Source organism: Clostridium sp. TF06-15AC, assembly GCF_003481165.1.
In the GTDB taxonomy this organism is placed as follows: domain Bacteria; phylum Bacillota; class Clostridia; order Lachnospirales; family Lachnospiraceae; genus Otoolea; species Otoolea fessa.
In genome coordinates this window covers 186,153-212,287 of the sequence record NZ_QUKS01000003.1, presented here as the reverse complement: position 1 = coordinate 212,287, position 26,135 = coordinate 186,153, and the positions used below count along the sequence as shown (strand labels likewise).

Sequence of the window (26,135 nt, the reverse complement as noted above, 5' to 3'; positions counted from 1 at the left end):
TGCCGGGGCTTTCTGCCCTTTTGGGGCTATATCATTTTCATAGAAGGTATTAATATGATGCAATGAAGACTTTTAGAGTTGTCAAACGGTTGCGAGCAATTAACAGCAGCCACAGCCTCCAAAGCTCTGCTCGGTTCTCTCAATGATTTCGTTCTGAAGCGGTTTGTCCAGGTTACGGAAGTAGTCACTGTATCCAGCTACGCGGACGATCAGCTCCTTGTATTCCTCTGGGTTCTTCTGAGCTTCAATCAGAGTCTGGCGGTCGATAACGTTGAACTGCATATGATGTCCGTTCATAGCGAAGTAGGAACGAATCAGAGCAGCCAGGTTGTCAATACCCTTCTCGCCTGCGATAGCAGCCGGAGTAAACTTCTGGTTCAGCAGAGTACCGCCGGTCTCACAGTGATTCATCTTGGAGCAGGATTTAACAACTGCGGTCGGTCCGTTGATATCAGCGCCTTTTTCTGGGGAAATACCCTCAGACAGCGGGATATGTGCCAGACGTCCGTTCGGGCTTGCGATCATAACATCACCGAAGTATACGTGGCAGGTGGTCGGAAGCATATCTACATGATATACACCGCCTCTGGTGGTAGGTCTGCCGGTGATATAATCTTTGTACTCGTTGAATACGCTTACCATGATGTCATCAGCATAATCATCATCGTTGCCGTATTTCGGAGTCTTATTCTTAACCAGGTTCAGGATATCCTCATGACCCTTGAAGTCGTCATTCATAGCGTCGATGAGTTCTTTCATGGTAAACTTCTGATTGTCAAATACGTTGAACTTGATAGAGGAAAGTGCATCGGAAATGGTTCCGATACCAACACCCTGGATATAGCTTGTGTTGTATCTTGCACCGCCTGCGTTGTAGTCTTTACCTTTCTTGATACAGTCATCGGTACAGATGGAAAGGAACGGAGCCGGCATCATTTCTGCGTAAATTCTCTCGATAACCAGGTTGCCGCGCATCTTAACATCAATGATGTACTCAAGCTGTGTTTTGAATGCGTTCCACAGTTCGTCGTAGGATTTGAAGTCTTCTGCCTTGCCGGTGTGCGGTCCGATCTGTTTTTTGAACATTACATCGTAGCCATCATACAGAGCAAGCTGTAAGCACTTCGGGATGTTTAAGTAACCGGTCAGCCAGTAAGCCTCGGTTCCCCAGGCACCTGTCTCAACACATCCGGAGCATCCAGCGTTTCTTGCATCTACCAGAGATTTGCCCTGATTTACCAGCTCCTGAATCAGCTCATCGGTATTGTAGAATGCCGGCTGACCCCAGCCCTGACGAGCGATCTCGCAAGCTCTCTTTAAGAACTTATCCGGAGTAACTTTGGAAATCTGTACGTTGGAGTTCGGCTGGTTCTGTCTCATATCTTCCATACAGTCAAGGATTAAGTAAGAAACAGCGTTAACTGCATCAGTACCATCTTCCTTCACACCGCCGGAGTTGATGTTTGCGAAGTCTACGTATGTACCGGACTCTTTTAAGGTTACGCCAACCTTAACCGGAGCCGGAGAGTTGAACAGTTTAACCCAGAGGCACTCAAGAAGCTCAAGAGCTCTTGTATCATCCAGAGTACCTGCAGCGGTATCTTTCTCATAGAACGGAATCAGATGCTGATCCAGACGACCCGGTGTAAATGCATCCCACGGGTTTAACTCGGTTGTAACACCAAGGTGTGTAAACCAGTACATCTGAAGTGCCTGCCAGTAGGTCTCCGGTTTGTGCTCCGGAACAACCGCACAGTTAGCTGCAATCTGCTCAAGCTCTGCTTTTCTGACCGGATCCTTCTCCTCAGCAGCTTTCTCAAGAGCCAGATCGTGATATCTCTTACCTAAGATAATGATAGCATCGCAGCAGATATCCATAGCGCGAAGTTCCTGCTCTTTGTCATAAGCTTCCGGATCATTGAAGTAGTCAAGCTCTTTGATAGCCTGCTCGATCTCTTTCTTGTAGTCGCCGTAGCCCTTGATGTAGAAGTTCTTGCCGCCGGCTGTATGACCCGGTCCACGCTGCTCCATGAACTCGGTGAACATACCAACCTCATAGCAGTCTCTCCATTCCTGGGTCATAGCTTTTAAGAGATGCTCTCTGACTGCACGGTTCTTCCAGTACGGAATGATCTCTTCTTCCTGAAGCTTCAGATCGTCTTCGGTAACGGTGAAGTTAACCAGTTTACGATCATTCATAATGTGCATATCTTCGATGGTATGACAGCACAGCTCCGGGAAAGTCGGTGAACACTGCGGGTCTTTGCCCTTCTCACCAACTAACAGCTCATCCTCGCCTAAGTAAAGAGTTTTCTTGGAGAAGTACTCTTTCAGAACGAGAGCTCTTAAAACCGGTACAGATACGGAACCTTCGTACTCTTTGTAAACATCGGTTTCAATTTTGGCTCTTTCCAGATCCAGATGCGGCTGGGTAGAGTGGCTGAGTCTTCTCAGTCTTTTAATTCTTTCGGTACATCCGCGGTCGTTGTCTTTTAACAGACCTTCTGGTGTGTTGATTACGAATGAAGTATCAATTTTCTCTGCCATTTAAATCATCCTCCTATATTGACTTTGTTGAATCCCTGTTCTTCGAACATGGACTTAAAGTGTTCCATAAGCTCGGACACCGGTACGCTCATCTCGTCATCATGGTACTCCATGTCGAGGCTGGCGTATTTACCCTTTCCGATGTCATGATAAGGTAAAAGGTTTACCTGACGCGCGTGAATATTGTTTTCCTTCAGGAAATGGATGACACTTTCGATGTGTTCATCGGTTGCGTTGACCTGCTGGATAATCGGAAGCCGGATGTAAAGACCAGCGCCCTCATCACTTAATTTCTTTAAGTTCTCAAGAATCAGTGAATTGTCAACGCCGATATACTTCTTGTGGTCTTCCGGATCCATCACTTTGATGTCGTAGAGAAAAACATCTACGTAAGGAAGAATCCGCTTCAGATTCTCATAGTCTGTGTAGCCGCTGGTGTCGATGAAAACGCTGACACCGTTCTCGTGGAGCTTGCGACAGACCTCTTCCACATAGTCCATATGCTGGGAAGCCATAACCTCGCCACCGGAGAGTGTCACACCGCCGCCGGACTGCTCATAGAAGATTTTGTCCTTCATCGCTTCCTTGACAAGTGCATCTACCGTGTATTCCTTACCGGCTAACTCCCGGGCCTCTGTGATGCACCAGTCGGTACAGACGCCGCAGGCGGTACACTTGGAACGGTCAAATACAATCTTGCCGTCTACGATGGAATTGGCTCCCTGTTTACATTTTGCAACACATCGACCACAGGCGGTACATTTGTGATGATGAAAAATCAGTTCCTTATAATAATGCTGACTCTCCGGGTTGTGGCACCACATACAGCGTAAGGGACATCCCTTGAAGAAAATCGTGGTGCGGACACCATCGCCGTCGTGCGTTGAAAATTTCTGGATGTTAAATATGTAAGGAGTTTCTGCCATCCTTTCCCCCTCCTTTGCAAAAACTAGACTGTGTTCTAGTTCTGAGTCTATAATACTACAACCAACTCAAGAATACAAGAGTAAATTGAAAAAAATGTATTAATTTAATTTTTAACAGACGAATCTGAAAAATAATCATCCGATTACGCTGAAACAAGCGGAATGCGGAATGGCTATAAAAGAAAATTAATATAACATATAAGATATCATAGAAAATGGGGGCTTACAATCGGCAAAAATGAGGATATTATGCATGAAAAGAAAGTGAAAATTGTAGAAAAGATAGAATGGTTTGAATATTCATAATATATAAAATAAAAACAAAAAATTAAGCACAGTTAAAAGGGCATCGCACAAATATGAAAAGGGAAAATCAAGATAGAAGTGAAAAAAGACTAAAAATCCAGAATAACAGTAGAAAAGAGCAGTAGAAAACAAAAGACAAAATAAATAAGAAGCTTGAAAAAATGAAAAAATTTCGCTCATGTGAAAGTTGCCCGGTTGACAAGAAGAATTTTGACATGGTATAGTAAAAATGTATAAGGATGTTTCGGGAAGTATTAGAAGAACCCGGACAGCAGAAGCCAGGAAAACTATATTTCGAGCTGAAAAACCTAACACAGTATATTGTCAGGGTTTACAGCCAATGGGTATCAGGGGAAACCCGGATGCCTCCCGCATTTGGAAAGAAATGCATTGGAAAGAGAAGTAGGACCTGCTGCTTATCAGGAAGAAAGGCAGCTGGTAAAAGGCGGCGCATCCTCTGCCAGAGTCTCGTTCCGATGAAATGTTTTTCAGAGTATTCTTAAACAAAAGAAGGGAGAAGAACAATTTTATGAAGAAGACAAACAGAATCATTGCATTAGCAATGGCGGCTATGACAGCATTGTCTATGACAGCCTGCTCTGGAAGTGCAAAAGAGACGACGGAGGCGGAAAGCGCCGCAGAGACAACCGCAGAGGCTGCTGAGGAAAGCAGTGCAGAGGAGACCAAGGAAGCATCCGGAGAGACGCTTCTGATGGCAACGACGACCAGTACCGATAATACGGGTCTTCTGGATTACTTAAAGCCAATCTTTTTAGAGGATACAGGTATTGACTTACAGTGGACGGCAGTAGGAACCGGTGATGCGATTCAGAAAGCAAAAGATGGTGAAGTCGATGTGATACTGGTTCATTCCAAAGCAAAAGAAGAAGAATTCGTGGAGAGCGGCTACGGTGTAGAGCGCTTCCAGGTTATGTATAATGATTTCGTGATCGTAGGACCGAAGGATGGTCCGATTGCAAAGACGGATGATATCAACGCTGCATTTAAACAGATCATGGACGAGCAGCTGACATTTGTGTCCCGTGGAGACAACTCTGGTACCCATAACAAGGAGACCGGAATCTGGGAGAAGCTGGGAATTACAGATTATGAGAGCAATCCAAACTATGTATCGGCAGGCGCTGGAATGGCTGATACACTGGCGATGGCAGATGAAAAAGGCGGCTACTGCCTGTCTGACCGTGGTACCTGGCTTGCCAAGAAGGCAGATTTCCCGGATATGGATATTGTATGTGAAGGCAGCAAGGAACTTTTAAACCAGTACGGCGTTATCGCAGTAAATCCGGAGAAATATCCGGATGTCAACAACGAGGCGGCGAATACGTTTATCAAGTGGATCTGTTCTCCGGAAATCCAGACACTGATCGGTGAATACGGCGTAAAGGAGTACGGCGAGCCGCTATTCTTCCCGAATGCAGAGCAGAAATAGAATACTGCCGGATGATATGCGGCAGTGCTGGGATTAGCGTATTTAAACGAATAAAGCAGGCAGTTGAACCTTGCAGAATTTATAATGTATAAACAGGAAACCGGAGAAGGGAGGATGCACTTTTTCCGGTTTTCTGTCATTAAGAATTGAGAAAATGAGAACGCCTGCAGAACATAAGGTGTTTCAGTGGATATGCTGGGAGAAAAAATATGGGAAACTTGTTTTCAAAATTTTTTGGTACGGTCGGAGTGATAGATTCTATCCGGGTAACGCTGGTGATGTCTTTCTGGTCAACCTTGATTGCGTCCATGCTTGGAATTTTTCTGGGGCTTGTGCTGGAGCAGACGAAATTTCCAGGAAAAAAGCTGGTAGTCCGCGTGAACCGGACCTTGATGGGAGCACCTCCGGTCGTCATCGGACTGCTTACATATATGCTTTTGAGAAAAAAAGGTCCGTTTGGGGCGCTTCGATGGGTATTTACGATCAAAGGAATGGTGGCAGCCCAGGTTCTGATCATCACTCCGATCGTCTGTGGAATGGTATATTCATATGCGGTCCGCACGGCGCCTTCGATCCGGGCGTTTGCCAGGACGATGGGAGCTGACCGGCATCAGACCGCGCGGCTTCTGCTGCGTGAAATGAAAAATGAAATTTATTTTGCGGTTGTGTCTGGATATGGGCGTTCCATCAGTGAGGTCGGGGCGGTCTTTCTGGTAGGTGGAAATATAAAAAACAGCACCCGGACAATGACAACTGCGATTTCAACCCTGAAAGGTGCAGGCGATTATTATGAAGGGGTATTTTTGGGAGTGATCCTGATGCTTCTGGCATTTGCGGTACAGACATTGGCAGAACATTTCAGACAGGAGGAGACACCGGATGAAAATCTCTAAACTGCAAAAGAAGATAGGTCAGTTTACGCTTCAAATCGAGGAACTGTATCTGGAGAGCGGGAAGGTCCATGGTCTGATAGGAACCAATGGCTGCGGAAAAACAACTCTTTCCAAGCTGATACAGGGGATATTGGTTCCGGATGGTGGGAGGATTGATTACGAGGGACTGACACCCCGGGATATCACGATGACAACACAGAGACCGTATCTTTTGCATGATACGGTGTATCAGAACCTGATCTATCCACTGAAAATACGGGGAATCCGCCCAGATGAGGCGAAGATGGATGCCTGGCTGGAACGATGTGGGCTTTTGCAGAAAAAAAATCAGTATGCTCGTTCCCTGAGCAGCGGGGAACAGCAGAAATTATCATTTATCAGGGCCCTGGTATTTGACCCTGCGTTTGTGATTGTTGATGAAACGCTTTCCAACCTGGATCCTGACAGTACAGAATTGTTTGAACAGCTGATGCGGGAGCAGCAGACGAAAAATAAGATGACATGGCTGCTAATCAGCCATCAGCTGGTGCATGTCCGCAAGATTTGTGACCAGGTACATTTTATGGAGCAGGGGAATGTTCTGGTGTCCGGAACACCGGAAGAAATCCTTCTTCACCCGTCTCACCCGTCCATACGACGATATCTGGCAGATACAGAGGTTTCATATCGTGAAAATGAAAAAAATTCAGAAATATGAATATAAATGCGAGGCGATTGCGCTGAATATGAAAAAAATGGGAAGAGTTTTGCTTGGGATGATTGACACAGTTTGTGAAAATGTGGTATAATTTCTGGTAGAAAATCATGAAAAAGAGAATTGTCGCACGAGAGCGGCAGTTATACAGAGTTGATTTCGAGCTTTTCTGCCTAAGCTGTGAACCGATTGACAGGATGGAAGAAAAGCCAATGGGTATCCGGGGAAACGCGGGTGCCTCCCCGCATCAGACGATGCATTGGAAAGGAATAGCTCTCGGAAGATCGGGATGAAGCCCCGGAAGTTCTGGAAAAGAGCAGTAAATTCCGCCAGCGCAAGCAAAGCCTGATGTAGATAAGTGCATATCAGCAGAAAGCCATAAGAGGCAGACTGCATCATCAGGAACGGATACAGAGAGCGGAATGTTTTCTGTATTCGTTTTTTTGTTTCATTCGGAGAGGGCGGTCTATGAATCAAAAGCACTTCGCGTGGATGCGTACCTTCGCAAAGAAGAATCATGCCGCAAGGGAGGAACTATGAAGTTATTGAAAGTTGATACGCTGGCGCAGGCGCGGGAACGTTTGCTTAAAGCGGCAAAAGAATGCCTGCCAGAAACGGAGCAGGTTGCGCTTGCAGATGCATCTGACCGTATTTTAGCAGAAGATATTGTCTCTGGGGAAATGATTCCGGCATTCCGCCGTTCCAGTGTAGACGGGTACGCAGTCTGTTCAAAGGACACGGCGGGCGCAACGGAAAGTATCCCGGTTTTTCTGAAGGTGCTGGAAGAAGTAGAGATAGGACATCCGGCGGTATCAAAGATTGAACCGGGTACCTGTGCCTATGTACCGACCGGCGGCATGGTTCCGGAAGGGGCAGATGCCATGGTGATGGTAGAATACAGTGAACGGTTCGGAACAGATGAGGTTGCCCTGTATGAAAATGTTCCGTATGGAAAATGCATCGTGCTTCCGGGAGAAGATGTAAAAACCGGGGATATAGTCCTTAAAGCGGGAACCCGGATTGGCCCGGCGCAGGCGGGAACGTTGGCAGCGCTTGGCGTGGTGCAGGTGCCGGTTTTTAAACCGTGGAAGGTGGCGGTTCTATCGACGGGCGACGAACTGGTCAGGATCGATCAGGTTCCTGGACCGGGGCAGGTGCGGGATATTAATACATGGGCGCTGTCCTGTTATGTGAAGAAGACAGGTCTGGAGCTTGTTTCGGCAGAGGCAGTGAGGGATGAAGAAGTGCTTTTAGAGGAGAAAATCCGGGAGGCGGTCAAAGCCTGTGATTTGATTCTGATCTCAGGAGGAAGTTCCCAGGGAAAGAAAGATATGACTATGGAGATATTAAACCGCATCTCCAAGGAGGGAGTATTTACCCATGGGCTGGCACTGAAACCGGGAAAACCGACGATTCTGGGATATGATAAAGAGAAACATACGCTGTTAGGAGGACTTCCTGGGCATCCGGCAGCAGCGCTTGCCGTTTTCCACTTATTATTTGTGTGGCTCTGGAAGCAGGTAACCGATCAGCCGGATCAACCTCCGTTAGAAGCCTTTATGACAACGAACCTGGCGGGTGCACCCGGAAAAACAACCTGCCTGCTGGTAAAGCTTCAGATGGCTCCGCAGGGGTTGGAGGCAGAACCGGTATTTGGAAAATCAGGCTTGATTTCGACGATGGCAGAGGCAGACGGCTACGTTCTGATTGATATGAATCAGGAGGGACTGAAGAAGGGTGAGCAGGTGAAGGTATACCGTTTTTAAAATGAATTGCTTCCAGAAGGGCGGCGGAGGATAAAGGATCGGCAGAGCCTGATGGAAACAGAATAGAGGCAGAGATGGCAAAGAGAAATTTATATCTGAATAATACACCGGTGGACGAGGCAAAAGCCCTTTACCAGAAAGCACTGGGGGAATTATTAAGCCCCAAGGCAGAATGGATTCCCGTGACGGAAAGTCTGCACCGGATTACAAAAGAGGCAGTCTATGCGAAATATTGTTCCCCGCTTTACAATGCGGCGGCGATGGATGGAATCGCGGTTGAGGCAGAGAAAACAAAGGGAGCATCGGAGCGGAAACCACTTACCCTATATCCGGGTACAGATTTTACAGTGGTGGATACGGGCGATCCGATTCACGCACCATGCGATGCAGTTATCATGGCGGAGGATCTGCTGGAGCAGGAAGATGGATCGGTGCAGATTACGGATGCAGCTGCATCATGGCAGCATGTGCGCCCGATCGGAGAAGATATCGTAGCGGGTGAGATGCTGATGCCCGGTTATCATGAGATACGCCCGATTGATATAGGTGTTCTCCTGTCTGGCGGAATTACAGAGATTGAGGTATTGAAAAAGCCGTCGGTAGCGATTTTTCCGACGGGAACCGAAATCATAGAGCCGGGACAGGAACCCAAGGATGGGGACATCATCGAATCGAATTCGAGAGTGTTTGAGGCGCTGGTAACGGAACATGGCGGTGTGCCCCATCGTTTTCCGCCGATTGCGGATGAGTATGAAACATTGAAAGAAAAGGTGGCAGAGGCAGTTGAAAAATATGACATGGTGATTGTCAATGCCGGCTCCAGTGCAGGAACCGAAGATTTTACGGTTCATGTACTTCGGGAATTGGGGGAGGTTCTGGTACACGGGGTGGCAATCAAGCCGGGAAAACCGGTAATATTGGCGATTGTCAATGGAAAACCGGTGATTGGACTTCCGGGATATCCGGTATCCGCCTATATCAACTTTGAAAATTTTGTGATTCCTGTGCTGCAGAAACTGGCAGGACGTACAGAAACAGTCGGCACGACGGTGCGGGCTGTCATATCCAAACGCCTTGTATCATCCCTGAAACATAAAGAGTATGTGCGGGTGAAGGTAGGAGAAGTGGGCGACAAGCTCGTCGCTTCTCCACTGGCGCGCGGGGCGGGAGCAGCGATGAGCCTGGTGCGGGCAGACGGGTTCTGTGTGATTCCTCAGAACAGCGAGGGGGTCGAGGCGGGAGATACCGTTGACGTAGAGCTATACCGTTCCCTGGAGGAAATTGGAAGTACGGCAGTGGCAATCGGAAGCCATGATCTGATTCTGGATGTGATGGCAGATTTGCTGCCGTGTATGTACCCGGGTAATTACCTTTCCAGTACGCATGTAGGCAGTATGGGCGGTTTAATGGCATTAAAGCGGGGAGAAGCGCATCTGGCTCCGACCCACCTGCTGGATGAAGAGACAGGAGAATATAATATTGCGATCCTGAAAAAACTGTTTGCGGGTGAAAAAATGGCACTTGTCAAGGGCGTTGAGCGAATTCAGGGAATTATCGTAAAAAAAGGAAATCCGCTTGGAATCCATGAAATTGAAGATCTACGTGGTTTGAATTATGTCAACCGACAGAGAGGAGCGGGGACAAGAGTCCTTTTTGATTATAAGCTGAAGGAAGCCGGTATTTCACCGGAAGAGATTCACGGATATGACAGAGAGGCGGCAACGCATATGGCAGTGGCGGCTGCCGTGTCCGGCGGCGATGCAGACGCGGGCATGGGAATCCAGTCGGCAGCCAGGGCAATGGGACTTGATTTTATTGAGATTGGACGGGAAGAGTATGACTTTGCGATTCCAGTCAGATTTCTGGATTTTCCACCGGTACAGCATTTTCTGGCGGTTTTGAAAAGCCGGGAGTTTGCAGAGAGAGTGGAGAAGCTCGGTGGTTATGGGCTGGCAAGAACCGGAGAAATTTTATATTTATAAAAGAGGGGATTAGATGGGAGCAGTTGTGCGTGAATTATATGTGTTCCGGCAGAGGGGACAGCCGGGAGAAGCCGTGGAGAGCGCCTGGTTCCGAAGGGGGATCGGAATGGAGGGTGACCGGCATGCAGCGGGAGGTGAAAGGCAGACTTCGCTGTTGGAGGGAGAAGCCCGGGACTGGATGGAGAAGCAGACAGAACCGGGACTCTGCTTCCGCCGCTACAAGGCAAACCTGATAACGGAGGGAATAGATACCACCCAGTTAAATACGGGGGATCTTCTGGCGGCGGGAGGGGCGGTATTCCGTGTCTCCGGGTATGGAAAAAAGTGTTTTCCAGAGTGTATTTACCATGAAAAAGGAGTTTTCTGCCGCCTTTCGGCAGGAGCCATATTTTTGGAAGTGATTCGGGACGGGTATGTATCTGTTTCGGATGAAATAATGAAATTGAACAAAAAGGAGGAACTGTGATGAGACGATTAGAGAAAGATGAATCACTCTGCATTGGATGCCACCAGTGCGAAGAAGCCTGTTCGAAGGCATTTTACAAGGTTTCGGATCCAATGAAATCCTGCATCCGCATTACCGACAAGGAGGATGGAAGCCATCATATTGCTGTGTGCACACAGTGTGGAAAATGTTCAGAAGTATGCAATACGGGTGTGATTACGGAGGATGCGAGAGGCGTTTACCGGCTGAATAAGAAAGAATGTGCCGGCTGTCTGATGTGCGTTGGATTCTGTCCGGAGAATGTTATGGTACAGTGTGATGATTATCTGGAGCCGTCCAAATGTACGGCGTGCGGATTGTGCGTAAAAGCATGTCCGACCGGAGCGATCCGTCTGGTAGAAGAGTAAAGGGAGGAGAAAGGCATGATTAAAATGTGTGATCTTCCGCGTTATGCGGACGCAGATATGGAAGAAATCAAAAAAATGAAAGAGGCCCACACGGTTCTCAATCAGGTTACATACGAGCCAAAGCCGCTGTATCATGGATATACGGATAAGCGCCTTCGAATCAATGTGACAGATAACACCATCGATATGATCGACATTCCTCAGGAGGTCAAAGAAAAATTTACCGGCGGCAAAGGTTATTGCCTGCGTTATCTGTGGGATGCAACGAATCCAGATACAAAGTGGAACTCTCCGGAAAATGCCATTACCATGTCGGCAGGACCGATTGCCGGAATTACGCAGTACGGCGGTACCGGAAAATGCCTGGTATGCAGCATTTCACCGATGACAGATATCCCGATTGATTCAAACGTCGGCGGATATTTTGGCCCATTCTTAAAATTCTCCGGATTTGATGTGATCGAGCTGACTGGAAAAGCGGAGGAAGACGTGATTATTGTCATCGATGGCAATAAGGGAACCGTTTCAATTGAAAAAGCACCGTTAGAGCATAAAGATGCACATGTACTGGGAGAAGAGCTGACAACCATGTATGCGGAGGATGACAATGATCGCAAAAACGTGGCGGTCGTATGTTCTGGTTCAGCGGCGGATCATTGCAACCTCTCTATGTTGAATTTTACATTCTATGATCCGAAAAGAAATGTAGTCCGCTTAAAACAGGCTGGACGTGGTGGTATCGGACGTGTCTTTGCGGACAAGCACATTAAAGCGCTGGTATGCCATTTTAAAGGCGTAAAAGCAAATCTGAACCATGTATATGATATCAGTATCCTGAACCGGGATGGCCTGAAATTCCATCGTGAGGTGGCGACACAGGATGACAAACAGAATTCAATGCGTAAATCCGGAACAGCATACTCCCTGCGTATCATGAGCGATTATGATATTCTGCCGACGCGCAATTATAAATATGGCGGAACGGATAAGATCGATGAGATGGCACCGGAGGTATGGAGAAATAAATGGCTGACCCAGGGCGGAGCGGACGGATGCTGGTATGGATGTTCGATGGCGTGTGCTAAAACAGCCGATCAGTTTGAATTAAAGACAGGTCCGTATAAGGGACATAAAGTATGTGTGGATGGTCCGGAGTATGAGACAGCAGCCGGTGTTGGTCCGAACTGCGGCGTAACCGATCCGCAGGTAATCCTGGAAGTGAATTTCTACTGTGATACATATGGCATTGATACGATTTCCTTTGGCACCATGACTGCCTTCCTGATGGAATGCTATGAAAATGGTATCCTGAATAAGGAGAGAACCGGCGGTCTGGAGCTTGTATGGGGCAATGCAGAGGCGGAGCTGGAGCTGCTGCACCAGATGGCGCGAAACGAAGGCTTTGGCAAGATTGCGGCACTTGGAAGCCACAAGCAGAAAGAGTATTTTGCAGCGCAGGGCTGGGGCGATATGGATTTCATGAATGATATTGCGATGGAACAGAAGGGACTTGAATATTCAGAGTATGCTTCCAAAGAATCCCTGGCGCAGCAGGGCGGCTATGGTCTGACCAATAAGGGACCGCAGCATGATGAGGCATGGCTGATTTTCATGGATCAGGTAAATAACCAGATCCCTACCTTTGAGGATAAGGCGGAGGCGCTGTATTACTATCCGATGTTTAGAACCTGGTTTGGTCTTCTGGGACTTTGCAAGCTGCCGTGGAATGATATTGTACCGGCTGACAACAGCCTGACCGATGAACCGGCGAAGGTACCGGAGCACGTAGATAACTATCTGGATCTTTATTATGGTGTTACTGGGGTCAAGATTGATAGGGATGAGATGATTAAAATGTCCGAGCGTGTCTACAATTTCCAGCGTGTTTTCAACATTCGTCTGGGCAAGGGACTGCGTGCGGACGATGCGATTCCATACCGCTCCCAGGGACCGGTTACGGAAGAAGAATATCTGTCCCGTCAGGAGCGCTACGATGGTCAGCTGGTAGAGCTGGTTGGTTTTACAAAAGAAGAAGTCGAAAAAATGTCCTTAAAGGAAAAGATGGCTGCGACCAGAAAGCACAGAGAAGGGGAATATGAGAAGCTGATTGATGCGGTATATCCGAAGCGCGGCTGGAATTTAAACGGCGTTCCGACAATTGCACACCTGAAAGAGCTTGGCATGGATCTTCCGGAGCTTTTGGAAGTAGTTGAGCCGCTTCAGTAAGACTATTCATTAATACGTTGCAGAAGGGAAGTGGATATAATGGTACTGAATAACCGTCCATATCCGGACTGGCATGAAGGACTGACAATCAGGGGTGTGATGGAACACATGAAATTTACCTGGCCCAAGCTGGTCGTGAAGGTAAATGGACAGCTGGTCTGGCCAGAAGACTATGATAAAGTAACACTTGAAGAAGCAGATGATTTGAAGATTTATCATTTACTGGGGGGCGGTTGATTCAGAAAGGAGACGCTGGTATGGAGATAGACAAAGAACGCTATAAAAGAAATATTCTCCTGCCGGAGGTAGGAGAAGAAGGACAGAAAAAGCTGGCGGAAAGCCGGGTGCTGGTAGTAGGGGCGGGGGGACTTGGATCTCCCGTCAGCCTCTATCTGGCAGCAGCAGGAGTCGGTACGATCGGGATTGCTGATTTTGACCGGGTGGATGTCAGCAATCTGCAGCGGCAAATCCTTTACAGGGAACAGGACATTGGAAAGGCAAAAGCAGAACTGGCGGCGGAGCAGCTTCAGAGCCGGAACCATTCGGTGCAGGTAGAATTATACCCAGAGGGGATTACAGCTGAAAATGCAGAAGAAATTCTTGCAAAGTTTGATGTGATTGTGGATGCTTCAGATAATTTTCCAACCCGCTATCTGCTGAGTGACACATGTATGAAGCTGGGAAAGCCGGATGTATATGGAGCTATCTGTGAATTTGCGGGACAGGTTACCGTGTTCGCATCGGACGGACCATGTCTGCGCTGTCTCTGTCCGGAGGCAGAGGACCCATCCGGAAACCCGAATTCGGCTGCTTATGGTGTGCTTGGCGTGATTCCCGGTATGATCGGATGTATGCAGGCGGCAGAAGTATTGAAGCTTCTTTTGGGCAAGGGAGAGCCGCTGATTGGAAAAATGCTGTTCATTGATGCCAAAACGTGGTCCACGGATCTGATAGAAGTTCCAGTGCATCCCCAGTGCAGCTGCCATGCACATACTGAACTTCACCGGACGTGAAAATGGTATTAAAAATAGACACTATGAACAATCTCTTTACTTCACAGGAAAAGAATGATAAAATAAATTAAATTGTCGAAAGCAGATGAGGAAGATTATCCACTCTGCTTTCGGCTGGATTCAGGTAAACAAAAAGGTAAATTAGATGACCAGGAATGTTTCCCTGAAATTACGATTATTGAGAAGTTAAGAGGTAAAAGGCAAATGGCGAAGGGTAATAACACAAAAGCAAAAATTGCCCGTGTTGCATGGAAATTGTTTCATGAGAAGGGATATGAGGAGACGACGATCGATGAGATTATCCTGCAGTCTGGAACATCAAAGGGAAGCTTCTATCATTATTATAGTGGAAAGGATGAGCTTCTGGCATCTCTCCCAGAGATCTTTGATGCAAAGTATGAAGAGGTAATGCAGGCGCTGGATCCGGAGATGGACAGCTTTGACAAGCTTATGACGCTCTGCTTCAGTGTACATGATCTGATAGAGTCGGATATCCCGGTAGGGCTTCTGGCGTCACTCTATTCCTCACAGGTGGTGACAAAGGGGGATAAGCATCTTTTAAACCAGAACCGTTTTTACTATAAGATGGTAAATCAGCTGGTCGATGAGGGGCAGCGCCGGGGGCAGATTACCCGCAGTATGCCATATTACGAGATTGCACATATGTATGCACTCTGCGAGAGGGCAATCATCTATGATTACTGCATTTCAGATGGTGGCTATGCGCTTGGAGAGTATACAAGAAAGACAATGCCTTTGCTGTTCGGCGGAGTGCGTGTAAAGCAGGAAGTCAAATAAAAAAGCAGACGGAAAATGCTTCTTAGGGGTATTTTCTGTCTGCTTTTGTGCGTGATAGCCGCGTACAGATCAGGATAGCATTGAGTACCTTTAAAATAAAGGAACCTGGGACGGGAAAATGCAGCTTAAGAAAGGAAAAATGCCAGATGGAACGAGAAAATCAGGAGTACATAAGCATTGTGAATGCAACGGAAAACAACTTGAAACATGTGTCGTTGAAAATTCCGAAAAAGAAAATCACGGTTTTTACCGGTGTGTCCGGTTCGGGCAAATCATCGCTCTGCCTTGATACGATTGCGGCAGAGTCGCGGCGGGAGCTGAATGTGACATTTCCAAGTTTTGTCCAGCAGTTTCTGCCGAAATATGGTCGTCCGGAGGTTGAGCGCATGGAGAATCTTCCGGTCACGATCGTGATCGATCAGAAAAAGCCGGTGGCAAACTCCCGCTCAACGGTCGGCACATACACCGATATATATGCGCTGCTGCGCCTGCTCTTCTCACGTGTGGGCAAACCGTTTGTCGGCTATTCGGACAGCTTTTCCTTCAACCATCCGAGCGGCAAGTGTGAGCGCTGTGAGGGCCTGGGTGTTGTGACGGAGCTGGACATCCACAAGCTGGTGGATTTTGATAAATGCCTAAACGATGAGGGCGTTATCCAGTGGCCGGCGTTCACGACCGGTGCATGGCGGTGGAAGCGGTACGCGTACAGCGGTCTGTTTGATTTGGACAAGAAGATCAAGGATTATTCGAAGGAGGAGATGGATTTATTTCTCTATTCGCCGCAGATCCGCCTGAAAAACCCGCCGGCAAACTGGCCGAAATCCGCGAAGTATGAGGGCATTTATCCGCGTATGTACCGCAGTATCATTACATCTAAGGAAGGACAGCTTCATAAGAAAGAGCTGGATCGCATTGTCAGCACCTTTACGTGTCCGGAGTGCCACGGGGCGAGGCTGAATGCGAAGATCCGGAGCTGCCTGATTAACGGAAAAAATATCTGCGAGGTTTCGGATATGCCGATCCCGGAGGCGGCAGAGTTTATCCGCCAGATCGATGATCCGCTGGCGCGCGATATCAAGACCGAGATCCTGAAGCGGATGAATGCGCTGATTGAGATCGGACTCAGCTATCTTTCTTTAAGCCGTGGAACAGACACTCTCTCCGGCGGCGAGGCGCAGCGTATCAAGATCGCGCGTTACATCAATTCTCCGCTTACCGATATGATGTATGTGCTTGATGAGCCAAGCGTCGGACTGCATTCGCGCGATATCCAGAATCTTAAAAATTCGCTGATCAAGCTGAAAGAGCACGGAAATACCGTGATGATTGTGGAACACCACCGGGAAGTCATTGCGCTGGCGGATCACATTGTGGATATGGGACCGGAAGCGGGCATAAACGGTGGACAGATCATGTATCAGGGAAGCTACGAGAACCTTTTGAAAGCGGACACTGTGACCGGGCGGATGCTGCGGACGAAAACGCCGATGAAGATGGAGTACCGCAAGCCGACCGGATGGTATCAGGTCGAGCACGCGAAGCTTCATAACTTAAAAGATCTGAGCATAAAGCTGCCGCTTGGCGTGATGACGGTCATCGCCGGTGTGGCTGGTTCGGGAAAAAGCTCCCTGATGGAATATTTTACGAGCCAGTATCCAGGCGAGGTGATCTCGATCCGGCAGAAGGATATCGGTATCAATTTGCGTTCAACCCCGGCGACGTATCTGGATATCGCGGATGCGATCCGGGCGCTTTTTGCGAAAGCGAACCATGTCGCACAGGCATATTTCAGTTTCAATTCCAAGGGCGCCTGCCCGGCGTGTCAGGGTAAAGGTGTGATTATATCGGATATGGCATATATGGACTCGATTGAGACGGTTTGCGAGGTCTGCCACGGAACGCGGTATTCGGAGGAAGTGCTGCACTATCAGTACAAGGGAAAAAATATTGCGGAAGTCATGGATATGACCGTCCGTCAGGCGATCCAGTTCTTTGAGGCTGAGGATTTTGTGAAGAAACTCGATACGCTGGTACAGGTCGGACTCGGTTACCTGCACCTGAATCAGTCGATGACGACGCTTTCCGGCGGCGAGCTGCAGCGTGTGAAGCTGGCGAGCAAGCTGGATGAGCGGGGACAGATATTCATTCTGGATGAGCCGACCGACGGGCTGCATCTCGACGATATCCGCCGTCTGATGAAGCTTTTCAACCGGATGACCGATCAGGGCAATACGCTGTTTATCATCGAGCACAGCCTGGATGTGATGAAGGACGCCGACTATATCGTGGAGCTCGGACCGGGCGGCGGACTCGCAGGCGGCGACCTGCTCTTTGCCGGGACACCGAAGGAGATGCTGGAAGCGGAGCGGAGTGTGACGCGGGAGTATCTGCGGGAGAGCTTATAGATAAAGAAAAATATCCCGAATGCATCGGAACGTACATTCGGGATATTTTTAACAACACTCAATCAATTCGTTCAAATACCATGGTAGCTTGAAAGATATTTCTTCGCATCCTTAAAAAACGCCGCCACGATCAGGAGAATGATAAACGCGATCGGAAATGCTGCAATGATGGACACGGTCTGCAGGTTTGCCATTGAATTATCACTGAAAATGAGGACCATAGGCAGTAGAATCAGGCTCAGGGACCAGAAGGTTTTGATCGCCATGTGCGGTTCGTCCTCGCTTGTCAGGTTCTTGTAGGAGTAGGCGGAGGCAACCAGTACGATCGCGTCAAAGCTGGTGGCATAGAAGGCGATCATCGCCGCCGCGAGCAGAACGAGGACCATCGGGGCGAGCGGAAGCGTGCGGATGATGGCAGTGATTGTGGAATAGAGGTCGCCACTGGCGGCATAAAGCCCCATGACATCCAGTTTTCCGAACACCTGGAGTCCCAGGCTGTAGTTTCCGAGGATAATAAAGCTCACAAACGTGCCGCCAAGTCCGAACACGTAGCCGCCGAGGATTGTCTGCCGGATCGTACGTCCACGAGAGATGGTTCCGATGAAGAACGGGGCAGCGACGCACCAGACCATCCAATATGCCCAGTAGAACATTGTCCATGTCTGCGGAAATGAGGTGGTGCGCTGTGGGTCGGTGTAGGTGGACAGTCCGATAAAGTTCTGTACCAGATTTCCGATGGAGGAAAAGCCGGTTTCGATGATATAGCGTGCTTCACCGCCAAACAGCAGCACATATGCCAGAAGAGCGAAGAAGAGGTAGACGCAGGACGCCGCGAGCTTCTGGATGCCCTTCATGCCGCTCACGACGGAAACGGTGTATACCAGGCAGGTAACTGCCAGAATCGCGATGGTGATGAGGCGGGTGTCGCTGAATCCGAAGAGTTCGGAGACGATCTGGCTCATCAGAGGGGTCGCCAGCGTAAAAGTCGTGGTTGTGCCGGCCAGCAGTGCGAAGACCGCCATCAGATCAATCAGGGTTCCGGCAAGCCCGTCTGTGTGTTTTCCGAGGATCGGGCGGCAGGCTTCGGAGTATTTCTGTTTATGGCAGCCGCGCACATGAAGCATGAAGCCAAAGGCAGCGGCGAGCACGACATAGAAGCTCCACGGGATCGGACCCCAGTGAAAGAGCGGGTATGTGCTCGCCCAGTCCTGAATACTGCCCATTTCTGCCAGATGCGGGTCATTGGCGTAGAGAACCCACTCACACAGGGAGTAAAAGAGAATGTCCGCCGCAAGTCCGGAGGTAAACATCATCGAACCCCAGGCAAAATTGGAATAGAGCGGCTTCTCATCCGGTTTTCCGAGCCGGATGGTTCCGTAGCGGGAAAAGGCGATGTAGATTGACAGAAGAAAAATGCCGAGTCCGATGGCAAGATAGCCGACACCGAAGTTTTCCCCGAGAAAGCTCCGGAGATTTTCCAACACTGCCTTGGATGCATCTGGCGCAGCCAGAAAGCAGAGACAGAGTATTATAATAAGAAGAAATGGGACGACCATCGTGGTCCAGTCCAGGCGTTTCGGCTCAGGCGCTGTTTGGAATTGTGGATTTTGCATGGGAAACCTCCTTTTAAATCATTTGAAAAAATGAGGATTTTTGCAAATGATTCATGTTCATTTTTTAATAAACAAATTAAATATTGAACACATTATAGCATTGGGAGGGAAAAAAAGCAATGAAAAATTGGAGAAAAATATATGGGAGGCGGCAATGGAAAAATCCTGCCGCCTCCCTACTGTTCAATCTGCACATCAAATCCCAGTCCGCGCAGCATGTTCGCATAATTCTCCATATCCTGACCGGAGAAGGTCTGCTCGCGGGCAAGCGCCGGAGATTGCGTGTATTTTTCATATTTAATGATTCCCAGATTTGAATAGGAGAGCAGAATTACATGTCTGATGTGGTGCTCAGACAAAAGGTGGGCATACCTGCGGGCATCGATGAGCGTGTCGTTGATGCCGGGGGTAATGGTAATGCGGACCGCCACTTTTTTGCCGATAGCGATGGCAAAGTCCAGATTTTCCAGAATCGAATGATTTGAGACACCGGTGAACTGGACATATTTCTTTTCAGAATAATGTTTTAAATCGATGATAATCATGTCCGCGTTGGCGATGAAGCGGGAGAAAGCCAGCGGTTTGGCGAAAGCGGTCGTCTCAATCGCGGTGCGGATGCCGTGTTCTTTACATTTTTTCAGGACAGCGGTGGCTGCTTCCGGCTGCATCAGCGGATCGCCGCCGGAGAGAATGACGCCGCCATTTCCATAGAGCTCCCGGTCGGCAAGAATTTTTTCCATGATTTCATCCATATCCATCATCTGACCGACGAAATGAAGCATTCGGGACGGACAGTGGTCCGTACAGGCACGGCAGAATGTACAGGTGTCCGGGGTAAAGGTGAGACGGTTGCCCGAAAATGCCAGACTTCCGGTGGGACATTCGCTGACACAGAGATTGCAGTAGAGACAGTGCTTGCTGTCCCAGAGAATCCGGGTCGGGCGCTCATGCGCCTGCGGTGTTGAACACCAGACACAGCGCAGGGGGCATCCTTTAAAATAAATCGTAGTCCGCAGCCCGGAACCGTCAGCCAATTCATTTCGTTTGATCTTAAATATATTCGCCTGCATGAATACAATACTCCTGAAAATCCTTCTGATATTTATAAAATACGATAAGACATTGAGAATTCCGGCACGGGATGGCACCGGAATTTCCGAATGGATTCGTAATACATCTGAATGCAAAATACAGGCTAACTATAGCATAAAGAAGATAAAAAGTAAATGAGACAGATTCTCCAATTTGCTGCTTGATTTTTTTACAAAGATTTGACAAAAAAGCGGGAATAAATTTTACAAAAAAGCGCTATAATAAAACAGGTTCGAGGGAGAATATGTGTGAACGCTGCGAAAGAGCAGGTTATACAGCGGCAGATTTGCCAACTGGCACATATCGAAAAAGAAACCACGAAGGAATACCGCGAGAGATCGGGCGGCTGTCTTAAAATGAAGCGCGAAAACAGCTGCAGGAAAAAGATGGAAGATGGCGGGGAAGATATGGAATTGAAATATGAACTCTGGAAAGAGAGTATATTTCAAGAAAAAGTTATATATGAATGTAGGAAGCGTCTGTCGGGATATCGGCGGGCGGTTTTTTGTTTCATAGTAGAATTAAATATAGCATTTGTGAAATTACAGTATTATACATAATTTCTATATACAAAAGAGGTATTTGTTTATGTTATGAGCACAGGCTTACAACACTTATTAATAAGAATTAATATAAGGTACTTTTAACGAAAAATTCACGGAAAATCACGCTTACAACGTGAAAAACACGGTTGTATTTAGGAAATAAAATTGTTATAATGAGTGGCTGAAATGGAAAATGTAAAACAAAAAAGAAAAAAGTTGGGAGGTTACGAAGGTGAAAAGATTGAGTGCGTTTTGCGCGAGCCTGGGATTATTTTTGATGGCAAATCCGATGACGGCTCTGGCAGCAGAACAGGAAGGCGGTGCATCGGCATCCTCTGTGCCGCTCTGGATGTGTATTCCATTTGCGGGACTGCTTCTCTGTATTGCGATTCTGCCGCTTGTGAAGGCAGAATGGTGGGAAGAGCACCAGCCTCATGCGGTTGCTCTTTGGTCAATTCTTTTTATCATTCCGTTTGCAATGCGTTACAGTGCGGGAACAGCACTGGAAACGGTTCTGGAATGCCTGGTCAATGACTATTTGACCTTTATTATTTTGTTATTTGGACTTTTCTGCGTTGCCGGTAATATCACGATGTCCGGTGACCTGGCAGGTTCTCCGCGTGTCAACGTGGGATTACTGGCACTGGGAACCCTGCTTTCAAGCTGGATCGGTACGACCGGTGCCAGTATGCTGATGATTCGTCCGGTTGTCAAGATGAATGCATGGAGAAAGAAGAAACGTCATATCATTATCTTCTTTATTTTCCTTGTATCCAACATCGGCGGATGTCTGACCCCGATCGGTGACCCGCCGCTGCTGATGGGCTTCATGCGCGGCGTACCGTTCTTCTGGAGCTTACATCTGGCGCCGATCTTATTCTTCAATATGCTGGTGCTGCTGACAATCTTCTATTTCATTGATAAGAGGGCATATCGTCAGGATATTGCGAGCGGTCTGAAACCGGATATCAGCAAACCGGGTACCGAAGTAAAGCTGCGCGGTGCGCACAACCTGATTTTCCTGGTTATGATCGTGGCAGCCGTTATTTTAAGCGGTACCTTACCGTCCATGCCGCAGTTCCAGGATGCAGCCGGAAAGGTGCTTGGCATCCATCTGTTTGGAGAGGTAGAATTAAGCTATCCGGCCATCATTGAGATTGTGATCATTCTGGTGGCGGCCTTCCTGTCCTTCAAGACCACGAAGGTTGAGATCCGCCGTGAGAACCACTTTACCTGGGGCGCGATTCAGGAGGTTGCGGTTCTGTTTATCGGTATTTTCATCACGATGCAGCCAGCCCTGATGATTCTGAAAGCAAATGGCGCGAACCTGGGCATCTCCGAGCCGTTTGAAATGTTCTGGGCGGCCGGTCTGCTGTCCAGCTTCCTGGATAACACGCCGACCTATCTGGTATTTTTAACAACGGCAGGTGCGCTTGGATTTACGGAGGGCATGGTGACGACGTTAGGAACGGTTCCGATCAAGATGCTGATGGCGATCTCCTGTGGTGCGGTATTTATGGGTGCGAACACCTACATCGGAAATGCACCGAACTTCATGGTTAAGTCGATTGCGGATGAAAACGGTGTGCGTATGCCGTCCTTCTTCGGATATCTGCTCTGGTCGTTCGGTATTCTGGTTCCGGTCTTTGCACTTGATATGCTGTTATTCTTTTTATAGGGGGTGAGTGACGATGAGCAACAATCAGGAACATACCAATACAGATAATATGGAAAATCAGACGCAGCAGGCGCTTGAAAAGGACAGCGCCCAGTATGCGAATGAAGTAACGGGTGCGGAAAATGCAGCCGAAAAGGATTCGGCAGGGAAGAAGCCGGGCAGCACGGTGCCTGGAAGAGATGAAAAACGAATCCGTGAACTGGCGGAGAGTATTTACGATCTGGATGCGGAGGTTTATGCACAGTTAGGTTCTTCTCTGGGACGTGTTTTCAACCGTGACCGGAAGCGCTGCGTGGATGAGCTGACTCATCTGATGCTGACACGCCCGCAGGGTAACCTGGTTCGAAGTGAGATTGCCCTGATCGGAAACATGGCGCGTACCATCGAGAATAAGGAAGAGCGGAAGCTCGTCATGACCGAGTACAACCGGATTCTGACCGAAGTCATGAGTCTGCCGACCAGTTTCGCGAGCGGCGACGTTATCAACGCAGAGCTGGCGAAGCTGAATACATTTAACCTGAAAAACCGTTTTTCCGAAAATGACCACCTGATCGTATGTATCAGCTGGACCTACGGAAGCGGCGGTGTAAATATCGGATTTAAGCTGGCAGATAAGCTGAAAATCAATTTCTACGACGCGGAGATCTTTGAAGCGGTTCTGAAACGTCTCGAGGCTCAGAAGGATTCTATACAGGATTCTGTCAGCTACGGAATCAAGCCGGGAATCAAGAAAGAGCCGGCGCACGATCAGGATGCCAATGTAAACCCGAGTGAGGCATTCATCCCGGAGCGCCATCTGACCCTGCGCCAGCGCATGCGCGAGTTCAGCCGTTTCCACGGACTGCCGAAGCGTGATGCGGTCTTCTTCAACGAGAGCGACCTTCTGGTTGACATGGCGAAGAAGGAAGATTTTGTTATTCTGGGACGATGCGGAGATGCCATCATGGCAAACAACAACATCCCGCATATCAGTATCTACATCACGGCGCCGTTTGAGCAGCGTATCAAACGTGCGATGGAGATTGACAGCTCCCTGACGGTCAAGCAGGCACGCCATATGTTAAAGCATCTGGATCATGTCCACAGCCAGTACTATCATTACTATACAAACCGAAACTGGGGACATTCCAACAACTATGATCTCTGTATCAACAGTGCCAGCTACGGTATCGATGGAACCGTGGATTTCATCTATCGGATGATCACGGCGCGGGAAGAGGATAAATAAGAGAACGGCTGAAGATGATGGGAGTCAGCGAAAGACAACAGACGCTGCCCCCAGATTCTTCGGTCGTTTTTTTACATTTATAGTTTACTGCCAATAGGATGTATAACTAAAAAGATTCAGAATTTTTGCGGCGGAATACTTGCAAATTTGAGGGAAAGCCAGTATACTAGGTACCATATCACAGGGAAGTCCTTCGAAAGCGGGAGATTGGAAGAGGCATCCTTCTCGAAAGGAGAAATAAATTATGGAAGAAAGAATTATGCGCCGCGTAGCGGATTCAGCTGTTATCCAGACACAGCTTGTATTAAATAGTCACTTAAATGGTGCTGGTCGTTTGTTTGGCGGTCAGCTGATGGAATGGATCGACATTGTAGCGACCGTTGTTGCGCGCCGCCACGCGCATTGCAATCCGACAACTGCATCGGTTGATAACCTGCAGTTCAAAGAGGCAGTCCACCTGAACAATACCCTGATTATCGAGGGTAAGCTGACTTACGTTGGAAGAACCTCCATGGAAGTGCGTGTCGATACATTCGTAGAGTCTTTAAGCGGCGCGCGTAAACTGGTTAATACCGCTTATGTGGTTATGGTAGCGCTGGATGAAAACGAGCATCCGATGGAAGTTCCGGGACTGCTTATCGAGACCGATGAGGAGAAGGCAGAGTGGGAAGCTGGCGTGAAGAGAAACGACTTGCGGAAACACCGCCGTGCGGAGAACTACTAATCGGCAGTGTTTTTGTTTGGGAAAGGGAATTTGCATAAACCGGAAACAGATGTAATAAGATGTAAAAAACGTTCTCAGGGGAACTCCCATGAAGGAATATATCGAGGAACGGGCGGTTGCGATCGCTAATTACATCATAGACTACAATGCGACAGTGCGGCAGGCGGCCCGGAAATTTGGGATCAGTAAATCTACCGTGCATAAAGATGTGGCCGAGCGCCTTTCCCATATCAATCCGCCGCTTGCATCCCGGGCGCGTGTGGTACTGGACATCAACAAAGCGGAACGCCATATCCGGGGCGGGATGGCGACGAAAGAAAAATATGAGCATGAGCACCAGCTGCGCGCGTGCAGCCGGGACGAGAAATAGAAAAGCTGGTAAAATTGAAGCTGAAAGCAGAAAAAGGGGCATTCCGCCTGGACGGGCGGAGTGCCATTTTTTCTGCTTCATTGCAAACTATTTCAAAATATGCTATAGTAGCTTCGATTCATAAAGCTATATGTCAGCCAGATTCAGGCATATGGCAGCGTAGGAGGAACGGGAAAATTCTGAATTGAAAGATAAAAAACAAAGAGGAAGAATGGATAGATGGAACCAAGACAGGCAATCCTGGTAGTCAGCTTCGGGACAAGCTACAATGACAGCCGAGAAAAGACGATCGGAGCGGTTGAGCGTGCAGTGGCGGAGGCATTTCCGGCATATGAGGTGCGCCGGGCATTTACCAGCCAGAGGATCATTGATAAATTGAAAAAGCGGGATCAACAGTCGATCGACAATTTGAAGGAGGCACTTGACCGGGCAGCAGCCGATGGGATTAAAAATCTGATTGTGCAGCCGACCCATTTGATGGATGGATTTGAATACATGGATGTAAAAGCGGAAGTGGAAGCGAATCAGGGGCGTTTTGAACGGCTGGCGCTGGGAGCACCGCTTCTTGCCAGTGAAGCGGATCTGGATGCGGTGATCCGGGCGATGGCAGGAGAATTGGGCGGATATGACGATGGAAAAACGGCACTCTGTCTGATGGGGCATGGGACGAACGCGGCTTCCAATCAGGTGTATCAGAAGATGCAGGATAGGATGATTGCGGGCGGCTATGCAAATTATTACATCGGAACCGTGGAGGCGCAGCCGGATTTACAGGCGGTGATCGAGAAATTGGGCGCGCAGAAACACTATCAGAGGGCAGTGCTGCAGCCGCTCATGGTGGTTGCAGGCGACCATGCGAATCAGGATATGGCAGGTGAAGAGGAGGATTCCTGGAAGAGCCGCCTGGAACGCGCCGGATACCAGGTGGAATGCTGCATCCGGGGACTGGGAGAGTTTGAGGCGATCCGGAAGCTGTATGTGGCGCACGTGAGAGAGGCAGAGTGGGAAAAATGAAGAAAATAGGATG

Annotated in this window: 21 protein-coding genes and 2 riboswitches; of the genes, 17 read left to right on the top strand and 4 right to left on the bottom strand. The window is 48.5% G+C overall.

Annotated elements, in window-relative coordinates:
• Positions 1–99: 99 nt before the first annotated feature.
• Both hypD and DXC57_RS08345 read right to left on the bottom strand, forming a co-directional pair.
• Positions 100–2,547 (bottom strand): trans-4-hydroxy-L-proline dehydratase, encoded by a 2,448-nt coding sequence (gene hypD / locus DXC57_RS08350; RefSeq protein WP_118652050.1) that lies wholly within the window; start codon positions 2,545–2,547, stop codon positions 100–102.
• A 5-nt stretch (positions 2,548–2,552) separates the two neighbouring features.
• Positions 2,553–3,473, bottom strand: a complete 921-nt coding sequence (locus DXC57_RS08345) for a trans-4-hydroxy-L-proline dehydratase activase (protein WP_118523290.1) — start codon at positions 3,471–3,473, stop codon at positions 2,553–2,555.
• A gap of 586 nt (positions 3,474–4,059) precedes the next feature.
• A riboswitch (molybdenum cofactor riboswitch) is annotated at positions 4,060–4,181 on the top strand.
• Between the two features lie 127 nt (positions 4,182–4,308).
• Between DXC57_RS08345 and DXC57_RS08340 the strand changes: the two genes are divergently transcribed.
• From DXC57_RS08340 to DXC57_RS08285, 12 genes are all read left to right on the top strand, one after another.
• Complete coding sequence (locus DXC57_RS08340; RefSeq protein WP_022360332.1) at positions 4,309–5,229, top strand: substrate-binding domain-containing protein; 921 nt, start codon at positions 4,309–4,311, stop codon at positions 5,227–5,229.
• 209 nt (positions 5,230–5,438) lie between these two features.
• Entirely contained in the window at positions 5,439–6,122 is a 684-nt protein-coding gene (locus DXC57_RS08335) for an ABC transporter permease (protein ID WP_022360331.1), read from the top strand.
• The gene (locus DXC57_RS08330; RefSeq protein ID WP_118629304.1) at positions 6,109–6,819 is read left to right on the top strand and encodes an ABC transporter ATP-binding protein; all 711 of its coding nucleotides are present in this window, start codon (positions 6,109–6,111) and stop codon (positions 6,817–6,819) included. Before DXC57_RS08335 ends, DXC57_RS08330 begins: the two co-directional genes overlap by 14 nt.
• Before the next feature lie 142 nt (positions 6,820–6,961).
• Positions 6,962–7,102, top strand: a riboswitch (molybdenum cofactor riboswitch).
• 250 nt (positions 7,103–7,352) lie between these two features.
• Positions 7,353–8,582 (top strand): gephyrin-like molybdotransferase Glp, encoded by a 1,230-nt coding sequence (gene glp / locus DXC57_RS08325; protein WP_118652194.1) that lies wholly within the window; start codon positions 7,353–7,355, stop codon positions 8,580–8,582.
• A 74-nt stretch (positions 8,583–8,656) separates the two neighbouring features.
• On the top strand, positions 8,657–10,564 hold the full coding sequence (locus DXC57_RS08320; RefSeq protein ID WP_118652048.1) for a molybdopterin biosynthesis protein: 1,908 nt from the start codon (positions 8,657–8,659) through the stop codon (positions 10,562–10,564).
• Positions 10,565–10,577: 13 nt separating this feature from the next.
• Complete coding sequence (locus tag DXC57_RS08315) at positions 10,578–11,030, top strand: hypothetical protein (protein WP_118652046.1); 453 nt, start codon at positions 10,578–10,580, stop codon at positions 11,028–11,030.
• Positions 11,030–11,416, top strand: a complete 387-nt coding sequence (locus DXC57_RS08310) for a 4Fe-4S binding protein (RefSeq protein WP_022360326.1) — start codon at positions 11,030–11,032, stop codon at positions 11,414–11,416. Before DXC57_RS08315 ends, DXC57_RS08310 begins: the two co-directional genes overlap by 1 nt.
• Positions 11,417–11,431: 15 nt before the next feature.
• Positions 11,432–13,642 (top strand): aldehyde ferredoxin oxidoreductase C-terminal domain-containing protein, encoded by a 2,211-nt coding sequence (locus DXC57_RS08305; protein WP_207661050.1) that lies wholly within the window; start codon positions 11,432–11,434, stop codon positions 13,640–13,642.
• A gap of 39 nt (positions 13,643–13,681) precedes the next feature.
• On the top strand, positions 13,682–13,879 hold the full coding sequence (thiS, locus tag DXC57_RS08300; protein WP_022360324.1) for a sulfur carrier protein ThiS: 198 nt from the start codon (positions 13,682–13,684) through the stop codon (positions 13,877–13,879).
• A gap of 20 nt (positions 13,880–13,899) precedes the next feature.
• Positions 13,900–14,655, top strand: a complete 756-nt coding sequence (locus tag DXC57_RS08295; protein ID WP_118652044.1) for a HesA/MoeB/ThiF family protein — start codon at positions 13,900–13,902, stop codon at positions 14,653–14,655.
• 204 nt (positions 14,656–14,859) lie between these two features.
• Positions 14,860–15,453 carry a TetR/AcrR family transcriptional regulator gene (locus DXC57_RS08290; protein WP_107001407.1) on the top strand — a complete coding sequence of 198 codons (594 nt, stop codon included), beginning with the start codon at positions 14,860–14,862 and terminating at the stop codon, positions 15,451–15,453.
• Positions 15,454–15,599: 146 nt separating this feature from the next.
• Entirely contained in the window at positions 15,600–17,858 is a 2,259-nt protein-coding gene (locus DXC57_RS08285) for an excinuclease ABC subunit UvrA (RefSeq protein WP_118522447.1), read from the top strand.
• Positions 17,859–17,929: 71 nt separating this feature from the next.
• Here the strand turns inward: DXC57_RS08285 and DXC57_RS08280 are convergent, their stop codons facing one another.
• The gene (locus DXC57_RS08280) at positions 17,930–19,471 is read right to left on the bottom strand and encodes a BCCT family transporter (RefSeq protein ID WP_118652042.1); all 1,542 of its coding nucleotides are present in this window, start codon (positions 19,469–19,471) and stop codon (positions 17,930–17,932) included.
• A gap of 176 nt (positions 19,472–19,647) precedes the next feature.
• Positions 19,648–20,541: a glycyl-radical enzyme activating protein gene (locus DXC57_RS08275; protein WP_118652040.1), complete on the bottom strand. Its 894-nt coding sequence runs from the start codon at positions 20,539–20,541 to the stop codon at positions 19,648–19,650.
• A gap of 799 nt (positions 20,542–21,340) precedes the next feature.
• On the opposite strand from DXC57_RS08275, the gene DXC57_RS08265 reads away from it, so the two are divergent.
• The 5 genes from DXC57_RS08265 to DXC57_RS08245 all read left to right on the top strand — a co-directional run bounded on the left by DXC57_RS08265 (position 21,341) and on the right by DXC57_RS08245 (position 26,122).
• Positions 21,341–22,786, top strand: coding sequence for a sodium:proton antiporter (locus tag DXC57_RS08265; protein WP_243023766.1), 1,446 nt, complete (start codon positions 21,341–21,343; stop codon positions 22,784–22,786).
• A 13-nt stretch (positions 22,787–22,799) separates the two neighbouring features.
• Positions 22,800–24,014 (top strand): cytidylate kinase-like family protein, encoded by a 1,215-nt coding sequence (locus tag DXC57_RS08260; RefSeq protein ID WP_022360314.1) that lies wholly within the window; start codon positions 22,800–22,802, stop codon positions 24,012–24,014.
• Between the two features lie 244 nt (positions 24,015–24,258).
• Positions 24,259–24,738, top strand: coding sequence for an acyl-CoA thioesterase (locus DXC57_RS08255; protein ID WP_118638281.1), 480 nt, complete (start codon positions 24,259–24,261; stop codon positions 24,736–24,738).
• An 88-nt stretch (positions 24,739–24,826) separates the two neighbouring features.
• Complete coding sequence (gene spoIIID / locus DXC57_RS08250; RefSeq protein WP_117796058.1) at positions 24,827–25,108, top strand: sporulation transcriptional regulator SpoIIID; 282 nt, start codon at positions 24,827–24,829, stop codon at positions 25,106–25,108.
• Between the two features lie 219 nt (positions 25,109–25,327).
• A complete protein-coding gene (locus tag DXC57_RS08245; protein ID WP_118652036.1) occupies positions 25,328–26,122 on the top strand; it encodes a sirohydrochlorin cobaltochelatase in 795 nt (264 codons plus the stop codon).
• Positions 26,123–26,135 lie beyond the last annotated feature (13 nt).